16 protein-coding genes and 1 tRNA gene are annotated in these 13,062 nt (G+C 58.6%); 12 read left to right on the top strand and 5 right to left on the bottom strand.

Annotated features, from left to right (window positions below):
• The first annotated feature begins 85 nt into the window (after positions 1 to 85).
• The 3 genes from GJQ55_RS00540 (at position 86) to GJQ55_RS00550 (ending at position 1,978) form a co-directional block, all read left to right on the top strand.
• Positions 86 to 161 (top strand) — tRNA-Thr (locus GJQ55_RS00540).
• Positions 162 to 282: 121 nt separating this feature from the next.
• The gene (locus GJQ55_RS00545; RefSeq protein ID WP_228345565.1) at positions 283 to 603 is read left to right on the top strand and encodes a DUF3392 family protein; all 321 of its coding nucleotides are present in this window, start codon (positions 283 to 285) and stop codon (positions 601 to 603) included.
• 565 nt (positions 604 to 1,168) lie between these two features.
• Positions 1,169 to 1,978 carry a hypothetical protein gene (locus GJQ55_RS00550; protein ID WP_228345566.1) on the top strand — a complete coding sequence of 270 codons (810 nt, stop codon included), beginning with the start codon at positions 1,169 to 1,171 and terminating at the stop codon, positions 1,976 to 1,978.
• Here the strand turns inward: GJQ55_RS00550 and trmH are convergent.
• The gene (trmH, locus tag GJQ55_RS00555; RefSeq protein WP_228345567.1) at positions 1,954 to 2,649 is read right to left on the bottom strand and encodes a tRNA (guanosine(18)-2'-O)-methyltransferase TrmH; all 696 of its coding nucleotides are present in this window, start codon (positions 2,647 to 2,649) and stop codon (positions 1,954 to 1,956) included. The genes GJQ55_RS00550 and trmH overlap by 25 nt on opposite strands.
• 91 nt (positions 2,650 to 2,740) lie before the next feature.
• On the opposite strand from trmH, the gene cysZ reads away from it, so the two are divergent.
• Together cysZ and GJQ55_RS00565 are read left to right on the top strand one after the other, a co-directional pair.
• Positions 2,741 to 3,511, top strand: a complete 771-nt coding sequence (cysZ, locus tag GJQ55_RS00560; RefSeq protein WP_228345568.1) for a sulfate transporter CysZ — start codon at positions 2,741 to 2,743, stop codon at positions 3,509 to 3,511.
• 13 nt (positions 3,512 to 3,524) lie between these two features.
• A complete protein-coding gene (locus GJQ55_RS00565; protein ID WP_228345569.1) occupies positions 3,525 to 4,460 on the top strand; it encodes a response regulator in 936 nt (311 codons plus the stop codon).
• Between the two features lie 21 nt (positions 4,461 to 4,481).
• Here the strand turns inward: GJQ55_RS00565 and phoR are convergent, their stop codons facing one another.
• The 4 genes from phoR to GJQ55_RS00585 all read right to left on the bottom strand — a co-directional run bounded on the left by phoR (position 4,482) and on the right by GJQ55_RS00585 (position 8,069).
• Positions 4,482 to 5,816, bottom strand: a complete 1,335-nt coding sequence (gene phoR / locus GJQ55_RS00570; protein ID WP_228345570.1) for a phosphate regulon sensor histidine kinase PhoR — start codon at positions 5,814 to 5,816, stop codon at positions 4,482 to 4,484.
• Between the two features lie 3 nt (positions 5,817 to 5,819).
• Positions 5,820 to 6,518: a phosphate regulon transcriptional regulator PhoB gene (gene phoB, locus GJQ55_RS00575; protein ID WP_228346731.1), complete on the bottom strand. Its 699-nt coding sequence runs from the start codon at positions 6,516 to 6,518 to the stop codon at positions 5,820 to 5,822.
• Positions 6,519 to 6,618: 100 nt separating this feature from the next.
• Complete coding sequence (gene ubiA, locus GJQ55_RS00580; protein WP_228345571.1) at positions 6,619 to 7,521, bottom strand: 4-hydroxybenzoate octaprenyltransferase; 903 nt, start codon at positions 7,519 to 7,521, stop codon at positions 6,619 to 6,621.
• 14 nt (positions 7,522 to 7,535) lie between these two features.
• On the bottom strand, positions 7,536 to 8,069 hold the full coding sequence (locus tag GJQ55_RS00585) for a chorismate--pyruvate lyase family protein (RefSeq protein ID WP_228345572.1): 534 nt from the start codon (positions 8,067 to 8,069) through the stop codon (positions 7,536 to 7,538).
• 180 nt (positions 8,070 to 8,249) lie between these two features.
• On the opposite strand from GJQ55_RS00585, the gene GJQ55_RS00590 reads away from it, so the two are divergent.
• Genes GJQ55_RS00590 through GJQ55_RS00620 form a run of 7 tightly spaced genes read left to right on the top strand, consistent with a single transcriptional unit; the run spans position 8,250 to position 12,980 of the window.
• Complete coding sequence (locus GJQ55_RS00590) at positions 8,250 to 8,414, top strand: rubredoxin (RefSeq protein WP_228345573.1); 165 nt, start codon at positions 8,250 to 8,252, stop codon at positions 8,412 to 8,414.
• Between the two features lie 11 nt (positions 8,415 to 8,425).
• On the top strand, positions 8,426 to 9,583 hold the full coding sequence (locus GJQ55_RS00595) for an FAD-dependent oxidoreductase (protein WP_228345574.1): 1,158 nt from the start codon (positions 8,426 to 8,428) through the stop codon (positions 9,581 to 9,583).
• 59 nt (positions 9,584 to 9,642) lie between these two features.
• Complete coding sequence (locus GJQ55_RS00600; protein WP_228345575.1) at positions 9,643 to 9,915, top strand: HU family DNA-binding protein; 273 nt, start codon at positions 9,643 to 9,645, stop codon at positions 9,913 to 9,915.
• Positions 9,912 to 10,487, top strand: a complete 576-nt coding sequence (locus GJQ55_RS00605) for a DUF1415 domain-containing protein (RefSeq protein ID WP_228346732.1) — start codon at positions 9,912 to 9,914, stop codon at positions 10,485 to 10,487. The genes GJQ55_RS00600 and GJQ55_RS00605 overlap by 4 nt, the downstream gene beginning before the upstream one ends.
• A gap of 39 nt (positions 10,488 to 10,526) precedes the next feature.
• On the top strand, positions 10,527 to 10,901 hold the full coding sequence (locus tag GJQ55_RS00610; protein WP_228345576.1) for an SCP2 sterol-binding domain-containing protein: 375 nt from the start codon (positions 10,527 to 10,529) through the stop codon (positions 10,899 to 10,901).
• Positions 10,902 to 10,941: 40 nt separating this feature from the next.
• Complete coding sequence (locus GJQ55_RS00615) at positions 10,942 to 12,222, top strand: dicarboxylate/amino acid:cation symporter (protein ID WP_228345577.1); 1,281 nt, start codon at positions 10,942 to 10,944, stop codon at positions 12,220 to 12,222.
• Positions 12,219 to 12,980, top strand: a complete 762-nt coding sequence (locus tag GJQ55_RS00620; RefSeq protein ID WP_228345578.1) for a hypothetical protein — start codon at positions 12,219 to 12,221, stop codon at positions 12,978 to 12,980. The genes GJQ55_RS00615 and GJQ55_RS00620 overlap by 4 nt, the downstream gene beginning before the upstream one ends.
• The last annotated feature ends 82 nt before the right edge of the window (positions 12,981 to 13,062 follow it).

Consider the following 13,062-nt stretch of genomic DNA (forward strand, 5'->3'; position numbering starts at 1 on the left):
GTATGCATAAATTGAAGATTTTCAGCGGCTTACCGAAAAAGCAGTTGACGGCACCCGGGGCGCTCATTAATATCCGTGCCCACTTGCCGGTATAGCTCAGTCGGTAGAGCAACTGACTTGTAATCAGTAGGTCCCGAGTTCGACTCTTGGTGCCGGCACCATACCAAAAAGCCCGTCCTTGTGACGGGCTTTTGCTTTTCCGGGGTTCCGTGCCCCGCGTTTCTGTGGATTGGAAACTCTTTTTCCGGCTGCAATAATCCGCGCCTTAACAAGGGGATAACCATGAGTCTGATTGTTGATATCGCCAGTGTCGTTCGGCCTTACACCAGCAGTATTGCCATTGCCTTAATTGCCACGCTGCTGGTGATTTTTGGTGGCGCCATTAATGAAATGGTGCGCACGCTGATTAAAACCCAGCCCACGTGGTTGCGGGTGCTGGTGTTTATTCTGCTCTGTACGTTTGGCTACGGGATTTTGTCGGTGTGGTTAACCGGTTTGCTGCAGGGGTATTTGCGCGGTTTGAGTGCGGGGATGTTTTTGTTGCAGGTAAGCCTGGCGTTTGTGGTAATCGGGGTTCTGGCCGAACGCAGCCGCTGGCGGTGAAATTCTGGTTATCCGGGGAATGTGGTGCGGGGGAGGGGTGAAAATCGGGCGGTCGGAATTCCGTTTCTGACCACCACAGCACCCAAAGCCTTCCTGGCCGAGAAGCTTACGCTTAATCCGTCTTGCCCTTCCTGGGTTCTTCCTTGTCATCGTCCTGATGAATGTTCTTCCTGTTGCCTCCTGGCGGGTCTTCCCTGAGCAATCCTTTGCTTTGTCCTGTGGTATTCCGCTACCTGATTTCATCCGTTCGCACGTCCGTGCACATCATCCTGCTGACCACCGCGATCCGTGCAGTGCAGTCATCCCTGATGCAAATAAAGATAACAGAATCAGTGGGTTGGAAAAGTGCCAGTATCCGCTTCTGTGACCACTTACCAGATGATTTTTTTGTTATCAGTGGCTAACAAAATCCATATAAATCAATGGGTTAACTAATAGTATTGCTGTGCAGGCGAAAAATGATGTCGAATGACTGCCGGAATGTCCTACCAGCGTGTGAGATATATCGCACACGCGCTGCAGAATTTCGCCCGGTAAGTTCGTCTGAAAGGTGCAGGAGTTAAGTATGAGCGAAGCATTAAACATCCCGTCCGGGCTGGTATTTTTGCCGCTGGGTGAAGAGGCATTGCCCTTGCTGAAACGCGGTGTGGTGCCGCTGCTGTGCCCGGCTGACAGTGGCTTGCCCTGGTTTGTTCGGGCAGCCGAAAAGGCTCAGGCTCCGGCGCGGATTGATGACGCCGCCTATCTGGCGCATTTGCAGCGTGAGTATCAGCGCTTGCCGGACTCTTTGCGTGGCCTGTTGACGCAGGAGGTATTTATTCAGCAGGCGGAAAAGAAGCGGGCGGATATTGAGGCGGCCTTATTAGCGCAGCAGCAGGCGCAGGCGGTGCAGGATACCGGTAACCCGGAGGACTGGTTGCTGCAGCGTTTTTACACCGATCCGTTTTCCCTGCTGGCCTGGCAACAAGGGGGTGGACTGAAAACCCTGTGGCTGGGCATTGATGCCAGCCAGTGGCCGGAAGCGGCGCTGCAGAGCGTTGAATACCGGCCGTCGCTGCCGGCGGCTTATCCACAACGGCTGTGGGCGGAAAGTCCGGTGCTGGCACCGCTGCAGGAACAGCGGCTGGTGCTGGCACGGGCAGACGCCGGACGGCTGGTGGAAGTGGCGGGCCGCACGCAGGGGTTATTGCGGCTGCCGCCGGTGGCGTTGCGCTGTGTGCTGCTGGGGGCTGAAATGCGGCCGGCTTTTGTGGCCTCGTTCCGGCAGTTCTGGCAGCAGGATTTCCGTTATCAGCGTATGCCGCTGGCGCGGATGCAATTACAGTCCGACCGCTATGGCTGGGACTTTATTCAGACGGTCTCTGCATCGCGCTGATTCACCAGTGCTGAAAACCCCTGCGGATCGGCCAGTTCGCCATCGTCGCGTAAGGGTGGGTAAGGCAGTTGCAGGCGCTGGCATATCCGGGCGACCTGCGGTTGGCACCATTCAAGCTTCAGGCGCTGGTAATCGTCATCGGCAATCCGGCGCTGATTAAACATACCCGCCTGCTGACGCTGACGTTGGGCTTCGCTCAGCAGCAGTGCGGCGGCGACCGAAACATTGAACGACTGCACCATGCCGTGCATGGGAATCACCAGATGCTCGTCGGCCAGTGCGGCGGCCTGGGCGCTGACACCGGTTTTTTCCGAGCCCAGTAACAGCGCCGTGGGTTGGGTGAAATCGTAGTCACGGTAATCGCGGGCACGCTCGCTGAAATGCGCGGCGCAGACGCGGAAGCCCTGTTGTTGCAGGGTTTGAATGGCGGTACCAATGTCGGGGTGGGTGTGAATATCCACCCAGTTGCCACTGCCGGCGCTGTGGTTACGGCGGACGCGGTATTGTTCGCCCAGCCACACACAGTGGGCAACGGGTACGGCGAAGGCATCGCAGCTGCGTACAATGGCCGACAAATTGCGGTCTTTGTGAACTTCATCGGTAAGAACGGTCAGATCGGGCTGACGCAGTGACAGGGTGTGTTCGATTCTCTCCAGACGTTGCGGCGTCACGGGCACAGTTCTCCTTGCTGGGTAAAACCGGTCTGGCCGGCATCAGGCCGGCATTGTATAAAACCCACTTTTTGAATGCACGGAGACGGTTATGCGTGGAAATCCCTGGGCGGGCATGATGTTTTTCTGGCACGGACTGAGCCGTCTGGGCGAGCCGGGCTTGCGCCGTTATGTGGCGTTGCCGCTGTTGCTGAATGTGCTGATTATGTCGCTGGCCAGCTGGTGGGGTATCAGCACCCTGCACGAACAAATGGGCGCGCTGGTGGAGTGGCTGCCGGGTTGGCTGAGCTGGTTGTACTGGCTGTTGTTGCCGTTAACCGTTATCACGCTGCTGCTGTTGCTGATGTACTTTTTCAGCACCGTGCTGATTATTCTGGCCAGCCCATTTAATGGCTTGTTGAGTGAGCAGGTGGAGCGCAGCAGCGGCGTGATGCTGCCGGAAGAATCCATTCCGGCGCTGATCCGGCGCACCCTGGGCCGGGAAATGACCAAGCTGGGCTATCTGCTGCCGCGCTATCTGTTGCTGCTGGTGCTGAGTGTTATCCCGGGTATTAACCTGGCTGCGCCCTTTCTGTGGTTCTGGTTTGGCAGCTGGGTGGTGGCGCTGCAGTACATCGATTATTCCTTTGATAACCACGGCCGCAGTTTTGCCGAAGTGCGTCAGGCCATGGGACAGGAACGTTTTACCGTGCTGGGCTTTGGTGCGCTGGTGGCGCTGCTGATGACGGTGCCGGTGCTGAACTGGTTTGTGATGCCGGCGGCCGTGATTGGCGCCACCCTGTTGCGCCAGCAGCGGTTGCCGTTGGCGGATGTAACGGGCAAAGCGGATGTGATCGGCTATGCTGAAAGGGTTTCTGAATAACTAAGGCCCGCTAATGGCAGCTCTGAATATTCTGGTCGTGGACGATGCGGCCTTTATCCGTGATTTAGTGAAAAAAGCCGTCCGTGAAACCTATCCGGGCTGTGAACTGCATGAAGCTATTGATGGCCGTAAGGCCATCAGCATTATGAACAGCAAAACCATCCAGCTGGTGCTGTGCGACTGGGAAATGCCGGAAGTCTCCGGCATTGAAGTGCTGGAATGGATGCGCGCCGACGAGCGCTACAAAGCCGTCCCTTTTATGATGATTACCAGTCGCGGTGACCGCGATCATGTCATCAAAGCGGTGCAGGCCGGGGTATCCGAGTACATTGGCAAACCCTTCACGCGGGAAAACTTTGTCGCCAAACTGACCAAACTGGTGTGGAAACATCTGAAAATCCGCCCGTCGCAGGGCGATGCGCCAGCCAATCCGCGTGCCGCTGGTGCCGCCGGTGTGCTGGGTGCAACAGCGATTGATGGCAAACCTAAAGGCGGTGATCTGGGCGGTGCCTCGGTACTGATGGGTGCAACGGCCAAACCGGCGGCAGCGCCCGCCGCCGCCCCGGCCGCTGACAGCGCCGCGGCGTTGCTGAATCCGGCGGCCGCCGCTAAACCAGCAGCCAAAGCTGGTGCGCGGGCGCGGGGGCTGGCCGATGTGCGTTTTGCTTCCGGCAGCCGCGCCAAACTGGTGATCAAAGACATTAATCTGCAGGAAATGATCGGCGTGTTCCGCCGTGAAGACGCGCTGCCGGCATTGCTGGAACAGGCGGTGCTGGACATTGTGGATCAGGATTCCGGCGAGGTGGCCCGCATCAATGGCTATGTGCGCATGATGCAGGCGCAGGAGCCGCACCCGGATGCGCAGACCATCCAGATGCTCATTCGTTATGTCGATGACGATCCGGAAAAGCTCGCTACCTTGTCGCGCTTTATTGCCAAGGTGCGCTGAGTTTTTCAACGCCCCTTGTTCTTATGGTTGATATCCCTGCTGGTCTGGTCCGGTTAACTGCTTGCCAGTCTGCCAGCGGGAAGCCGGGAAGACACAGCGGAAACAGCTGCCGGTGCCCGGTGTGCTGGTAATCTCCAGCGTCGCGTCGTGGCGCAACAACACATGCTTCACAATCGCCAGCCCTAAACCGGTGCCGCCGGTGGCTTTGCTGCGGCTGGGGTCGGCGCGGTAAAAGCGTTCGGTCAGGCGCGGAATATGCTGCGCTTCAATCCCCATGCCGTTGTCCTGCACCGCAAACACCCCGCAACCGTTGTCCAGAACCTGCCAGCTGAGCACAATATGGCCGCCGTCCGGGGTGTATTTGCAGGCATTAAACGCGAGGTTGGAAAAGGCGCTGCGCAGCTCGCCCGGGTAACCCAGAATCTGCAATGGTGCGTCGGCCTGCAGCTCCACTTGCTGGTGTTTGCTGGCCGCCAGTGCTCGGGCATCACGCAGAATCTGTTCCAGTAAGGCGTTCAGGTCCAGCCATTGCGGCGGTTCCTGACGGGTGGTTTCCAGCCGTGACAGCATCAGCAAATCTTTAATCAGCACATCCATGCGCCCGCTTTGTTCACTCATCTGCTGCAGAATACGCTGCCAGCGCGGTGGAAGTTCGGCGCTCAGATCCTGCAGGGTTTCGATATAGCCGCTCAGTACCGTCAGCGGGGTGCGCAGTTCGTGGCTGACGTTGGCGACAAAGTCTTTACGCATCTGCTCCAGCTGCCGCAGCCGGGTGACATCCTGAATCACCAGCAGGCGTTCATGGCGGCCAAAGGCGGTAATGCTGATCTGCAGCTGGCGTTTGCTGGCGTGCGGCGCAGCCATAATTAACGGTTCGCGGAAATCGGCTTGCTTCAGGTATGCGGAAAATTGCGGTTCGCGCACCAGATTGGTGAGGGGCTGGCCGGTATCGGCCGGACGTTTCAGCCCCAGTTGCCGGCTGGCGGCCAGATTCCACCATTCCAGATTGCCATGGCTGTCGAGCATCAGAATGCCTTCCTGCAGGGCGTCGGTGGAATCCTGAATGCGGCTCAGCAGCGCCTGCAGTTGCTGGCGATGGCGCAGGCTGCGCTGCTGCAGTCGCTGGGTGGTGCGGAACAGCGATTCCCATAAGCCGCCGGGTGGCGCTGGTGGTGTTGGGGTGTCCTGCAGTAACAGGCGCTGCAGGCGGTGCATTTGCCACAGCTGCCACAGCAGGGCCAGCAACAACACGGCGGTCAGAGTTGGCCATAACAGGTTTTTCAGGTACCCGAGCAAGGCGGCCGGCAACAATATCGCCAGCAGCCATTGCGCCTCCGTGCGCCAGCTGTGCGGCATGGCTCAGGACGCTTTGGTGGAGAAGCGGTAACCCGTGCCGCGCACGGTCTGGATCAGATGCTCGTGCGCACTGCCCAGGGCTTTGCGCAGGCGGCGGATATGCACATCGACGGTGCGCTCTTCCACATACACATTGCCGCCCCAGACCTGGTCCAGCAGCTGAGTACGCGAATACGCGCGTTCCTGATGGGTCATAAAAAACTGCAGCAGACGGTATTCGGTGGGGCCAATCTCGACCGGCTGATTGTGCGAGGTGACCCGGTGACAAACCGGGTCCAGCAGCAGGCCGCTGACTTCAATAGGTTCTTCAATACCCTGCGGGGTGGCGCGGCGCAGCACGGCTTTCAGGCGGGCCACCAGTTCGCGCGGGGAAAAGGGTTTGGTGATGTAATCATCGGCGCCGGCTTCCAGCCCCTGCACCTTGTTATCTTCCTCGCCTTTAGCGGTGAGCATGATAATGGGCATTTCAGCGGTTATATCATCGCGCTTCAGGCGCCGGGCAAATTCCACCCCGCTGGTGCCGGGCAGCATCCAGTCGAGCAGTACCATGTCGGGTTTGCGATCGACAATTTTAGCGTGGGCTTCCTGCGTACTGGCAGCTTCCAGACATTCGTAGCCGGCCATTTCCAGGGCCACGGCAATCATTTCCCGGATCGGGGCTTCGTCATCAACGATTAAAACGGTTTTTCCGGCTTTGCTCATAATGGTCACGCCAATGTCACATTCCTGTATTGCGGTGGTATTACAGACGCAGATTGTTACAGAGATGTGACGGCGGACGGTTTGGCGGAAATTTAACCGTTTATGTGGTGGGCGCTGCGGTCAGCAGATAGCTGCCCGCCAGCCCGGCCCAGATGATCAGCCCGAACCAGTAATTGTTTAAAAAGGCCTGGAAACAGGCTTCGCGGCTGCGTGAACGCACGCAGTACAGTAGCCAGCCAAAGTACAGAGCACCGGCCAGCAGCCCAATATAAGCCGGCCAGGCCAGTGCCAGCTGACCAAAGGCGGCCAGCAGACTGAGCAGGGTAATGCCGTACAGCAGGCCGACCATGACCAGATCCAGATCGCCGAACAGAATGGCGGTGGATTTCACCCCGATCAGCAGGTCATCGTCGCGGTCGACCATGGCGTACAGGGTATCGTAGGCCACCGTCCAGGCCATATTGGCGGCGTACAGCAGCCAGGCCACTTGCGGTATGTCATTGCTCTGGGCGGCAAAGGCCATGGGAATGGCCATCGAATAGGCGGCGCCCAGAAACAGCTGCGGCAGATGGGTGTAACGTTTCATAAAAGGGTACAACGACGCCAGCCCCAGCGCCGCAACCGACAGCATGATGGTCAGTTGGTTGGTCAGCAGTACCAGCAAAAAGGCCAGTACCACCAGTACGGCAAAGCCCTGCAGTGCCTGTTTGGGGGTTAAGCGCCCGGTCGCCAGCGGCCGGTCTTTGGTGCGCTTAACATGGCCGTCGACCTTGCGGTCGGCAAAGTCGTTGATGATGCAGCCGGCTGAGCGCATCAGAAACACGCCGAGGGTAAAGATCACCAGCAGGTGCCAATCCGGCACCCCCTGGGCGGCAATCCACAGCGCCCACAGGGTAGGGCCGAGCAGCAGATAGGAACCAATCGGACGGTTCAGACGGGTCAGGGCCACCCAGTCCTGCCATTGCGGCCAGTGGCGGTTGAGGGCGTCAGTAACAGCAGACATAGGCATTCCGGTGTTCAGAGAAAGTCAGTCAGGGCGCCGGTAAAGGCTTCGGAGACCATCAGAGGCTTATCTCCCAGATAAAATACCGACCGGCGCGACCATTCTAACCCCAGTGCATTGGCTTTGCAGTGGCTGGCCCGCAAGGGCGTACGGCGCAGATTCGGCTGCTGAAACAAAAAGCTGCCTAACGAGCGTTCCCCCAGAGACTGCAGACGTTTGCCGGCCCCGTTCAGGGTGGTGATTGGTACGGCGGTGCGGGCATACACCAGCGGGGTATCACCGAGCAGCAGGATAACTTCCCGCACCCACACACTGTGCTGACCGTGCAGTTGCAGTTCTGTGCGTTCCAGTGGCGTCGGCCGGCCATGATACTGGGCCAGCAACTGCACCCGGAACTGCCCCGGCCGCAGGGCGCTGAGGCGGGCGGTCAGAGAGCCGGAGTCCAGCAACCAGTCACGCCACAGCGGCGGCAGCAACGACGGCAGGCAGCGGTTGCGGCCGGACCAGTCCGGTACCGCAGGATGCAGCAGGGTTGCCAGCTCGGGCATTGGCAGAATTCCGCAACGGGGTGAATGAAACAGGCGCGCAGGATGCGCTAAACGCTGCCGTCAGGCAAGCCGGCGGGTGCATGGCGGCCGCTTTTTGCCCGTAATTGACCGTTGATTTTAACCGGCAGGCTGAGTAGCCTCAGCGCCTTTCTGATACCTGTGTAACAAAGGTTTGTGACCATGAAAAAGTGGCAATGCGTAGTATGTGGCTGGATTTATGACGAAGAACTGGGTGCGCCGGAAGAAGGCATTGCCCCGGGAACCCGTTGGGAAGATGTACCGGCTGATTTTATTTGCCCGGACTGCGGCGTCGGTAAAGACGACTTTGAAATGATCGAAATCTAACGGACATACTCATGACCGAACATCTTGCTCCCATCGTTGTCATCGGTACCGGCCTGGCCGGTTATAACCTGGTGAAAGAACTGCGCAAGCTGGCGCCGGCGCAGCCGGTGCTGATGATTACCGCCGACGATGGCCGTAATTACTCCAAACCCATGCTGTCGACCGGTTTTGGTAAAAACAAAACGGCTGATGAGCTGGCCATGGCGACGGCTGCTGACATGGCTGAGCAGCTCGGCATTGTGATCCGCACCAATACCCGGGTGACCCACATCGACCCCAAAGCTCATAAGGTCTTTATTGGCGAAGAACCGGTGGCCTACAGCAAGCTGGTACTGGCCTGGGGCGCCGATGTGATTGCCCCAAGAGTGCAGGGCGATGCCCAGGAGCGGATTTTCTCCATCAACGATCTGCAGGATTACAGTCGTTTCCGTACGGCAGCGGCAGGCAAAAAGCGGGTGCTGATTATGGGCGCCGGCCTGATCGGTTGTGAGTACGCCAACGATATGAAAGACGGTGGCTTTGCGGTGGACGTGGTCGCTCCGTGCGAACAGCTGATGCCGTCACTGCTGCCTAAAGAAGCGGCCGCCGCTGTACAGCGCGGGCTGGAAAGCCTCGGCGTACGCTTTCATTTAGGCCCGCTGGTGAGTCGTATTGAGCGTCACGGCGAGGGCGTCCGCGCCACGCTCAGCAACGGCGAAATGCTTGATGCAGATCTGGCGGTGTCGGCCATTGGCCTGCGGCCACGGCTGGAGCTGGCGGTGAAGGCGGGCTTACAGACTCACCACGGCGTGGTGGTTAACCGGCTGCTGGAAACCAGTGAGCCGGATATTTATGCGCTGGGTGACTGTGCTGAAGTCGATGGCCTGGTACTGCTGTATGTACTGCCGTTAATGACTGCAGCGCGGGCGCTGGCGAAAACCCTGGCCGGCGAACCGACGCCGGTCAGCTACGGCGTGATGCCGGTGACGGTGAAAACTCCGGTGGTACCGGTGGTGGTGGCGCCACCGGCAGCTGGCAGTGCCGGTCAGTGGCACATCGACGCCGAAGGCAACGATGTGCAGGCTGAATTCCGTGACGAAAGCGGTCAATTGCGCGGTTACGCTTTGACCGGAGCCAGGGTTATGAATAAAGTAGCGCTCAATAAGGCGCTGCCGGCATTGTTGCCCTGAACCTTTTTATAATCCCCGGGACACGGGGGCCTGACAAAACCCAACAAGGATAATTGTCCATGCGTAAACCTGAACTGGCTGCGGCCATCGCGGAAAAAGCGGATCTGAGCAAAGAAAAAGCGGCAGAAGTGATCACTGTCATTACTGACCAGATCGCGAAAGCACTGAGCGAAGGCGACAGCGTCAGCCTGATCGGTTTCGGCACTTTCGAAGTACGTTCACGCGCTGAACGTCAGGGTAAAAACCCGCAGACTGGTGCTGCTATCACCATCGCAGCGGCCAAAGTTCCGGCCTTCAAGCCGGGCAAAGGTCTGAAAGAGGCCGTGCAATAAGCACGGTTGAGCAGCTCACCCGTGACTGGGTGCGCGTGCTGGTGGTGGGCGAGGGGCTGTGCCCCTTCGCTCACCCGGTATTATCCCGCCTGCATATCGAGTTATCCGACAGCGCTGATCTGGAACGGGTAACCATGCACTTTATGGATCATCTGCAGCAGGTTGCTGAAGCCGATCCGCAGCAATTACCCACTTCCCTGTTTGTTACCCCCAACGTGCTGGACAGCTTTGACCAGTACTGGAACTGGGTGCTGATCTGCGACAACCTGCTGGTGCAGCTGGGTTACGAAGGCGTGCTGCAACTGGCAACCTTTCATCCGCAGTATCTGTTTGAAGGTGAAGACGAAGACGACATGAGTCACTTCACCAACCGTTCGCCTTACCCCATGCTGCACATCATCCGTGAAGACGATATGGAGCAGGCGCTGGCCAGTGTGCGCTTTCCCGAGCGCATACCAGAACGAAATCGTGAGCATATTAGACGTTTGGGTAAAGAAGGGCTTTTGCAACTGATGCCGGCTCTGGCACAATCGCGCCTCTTTCAGGATGTAACCGGACATCAGGACTCCTGAGAGCATCGTCTAAACCGCTACCACCGAGGCCTTATGCCAATGATCAAGTTCCCCCTGCTGCTGTGGGCGCTCAGCCTGCTGATGAAAAAAGCAGCCCGTAACAACCCCGATTTTCGCAAACAGCTGGAAGGCAAAGATTTTGCGTTTCAGTTGCAGACCGCCGATGGCGGCATCGTACGCCAGTTCGTCGTTGCCAATAACAGCATTCGCAGCAAACGCAAAGCGCACAGCAATCCGGCCTTTACCATCAGCTTTAAAAACGCCGATACTGGGCTGCGGATTCTGACCTCGAAAGACAAAAATGCCTTTATGCGGGCCATTCAGGAAAAAGACATCGCTATCAGCGGTGACCTGTCCCTGGTGATGTGGTTCCAGAGTGTCAGTAAGTACCTGAAACCTTCTAAAAAGAAATAAGCCAGTACCGTCCTGCCGGGCTGGCTGACAGGACGTTGTTATGACGCTGACGCGCCAGATTCTGATCGCCATGCTGGCTGCCCTGTTACTGGGCAGCCTGACCCGTACCCTGCTGCAATTACCCGGTTTGCCGGACGCACTGCACTGGCTGCTGAACGACCTGCTCAGCACCGGCCTGATTGAATTGGGTGGGCAGATATTTCTCGCCAGTCTGAAGTTGCTGGTGGTGCCGCTGGTGCTGGTGTCGCTGATTTGCGGCGTCAGCCAGTTGCAGGATCAGAGCACCTTAGGCCGTATGGGCCTGAAAACCCTGTTGCTGTATCTGGCCACCACGGCACTGGCGATCAGTCTGGCGCTGTTGTTGGCCACCGTGCTGCAACCGGGCAGTGGGGTGAATCTGGATACCCCGGCCAGTTACAGCCCGCCGCCGGCAACGCCTTTACTGGATGTGCTGATCGGCATTTTCCCCACCAACCCGGTGGCGGCCATGAGCAGCGGCAATATGCTGCAGATTATCGTTTTTGCGTTACTGATCGGGCTGGCCATCGGCCGCAGCGGTGAGGCCGGCCAACGGCTGGCGGCGCATTTCCGTGATTGGGATGCGGTGCTGATGACGCTGGTGTCGCTGCTGATGAAGGTCGCCCCTTATGGGGTGTTCTGCCTGCTGTTTAACCTGTTTGCCCGTCAGGGGTTGGGCACGGTGGGTGATCTGCTGCTGTACATGCTCACCGTCATCGCCGCCCTGCTGGTGCAGGCGCTGGTGGTTTACCCTTTGCTGCTGAAAACCTTTACGGGTCTGTCGCCCTGGCCCTTTCTGCGCAAAATGCGCACCGTGCAGATGTTTGCCTTCAGTACCGCCACCAGCAGTGCCACCATTCCGGTAAACCTGCGTAATGCCGAGCAACGGCTGGGGGTGGATAACCGCGTGGCCGCTTTTGTGATTCCGCTCGGCGCCACCATCAATATGGACGGCACCGCCATTATGCAGGGCGTGGCCACCGCCTTTATTGCCCAGGCGTTCGGACTGGAGCTGACCTTTACCGACTATCTGCTGGTTATCCTCACCGCTACCCTGGCGTCCATCGGTACCGCCGGGGTGCCCGGGGTCGGTTTGGTTACCCTGGCGATGGTATTGCAGCAGGTCGGCTTGCCTCCGGAGGGAATCGCCCTGATCATAGGCGTCGATCGCTTGCTGGATATGCTGCGCACCGCCGTCAACGTCACCGGGGATGCCCTGGTGAGTGTGATCGTTGGTCGCAGCGAACAAGCATTGAACGAACCTCTTTATTCTGATCTGAAAGCCGGAGAATCTGACGCATGACCCTGCGCCCTTATTGGCTGTTGCTGGCGCTTAGCCTGTGTTTTTCCTTATCTGCCGTGGCCGTTGACGCGCCGGCATTGTTGCCCGACGGCGCTGCCGCCGTGCTGCCGGATGCCGAGCAGGTACGCCAGCAGGAACAGCTGCTGGCCATTATTGATATGAGCGGGCTGACCGGGCTGGGCATTCAGGCCCGCCATGTTGCCCAGCAGATTCTTAACGATACCAACGCACCGTTAGGGCAGCAGTACGATGTCGTGGACCGCATTGCCCCGGTATGGGCGCCGGAGCAGCTGCAGCACCGCCTGAGTGCGCTGTTGCAGGGCTACGATGAGGCGCAGCGCCAGCAATTGCTGAGCACATTAAACAGCCGGGTGATACTGCAGGCGCGCAGCAAGGAACAAAGCGCGGTGCAGCAGCAAGACAGCCCTGCGTATCAGGATTACATTGCCCGGCTGCGCCAGCAGCAGCCGGCGGCAGAGCGTCTGCGGATGATTCAGGAACTGGATGCCGCGATGCTGTTTTCCGGTTTTCTGATCCAGACCCGGGCCGCCGTCTACCCGGAGCTGCAGGCCGTGTTGCGCAGCTGGAAGCCTTCGGAAAACTGGCAGGATACGGTGCGCCGGGATGCGCTGGAGTTTTTGCTGTACACCTACCGCAGCACTCCCAATCATGAGCTGCAGAAGCTGGCCAGTGCCTGGCGCGAGCCGCTGTTGCAGGACTGGTTGCAGGCGGTGCGGCAGCAGTTGGGTAAGTCCTGAGCTTGTCCTGGTGCCGGCCAGTGGGCCGCACCGGTAAATGAGCACCATAAAAAAAGCCGTCACAAGGACGGCTTTTTTGTGC

The organism is Venatoribacter cucullus (genome assembly GCF_016132445.1).
Taxonomy (GTDB): Bacteria; Pseudomonadota; Gammaproteobacteria; order Pseudomonadales; family Oceanobacteraceae; genus Venatoribacter; species Venatoribacter cucullus.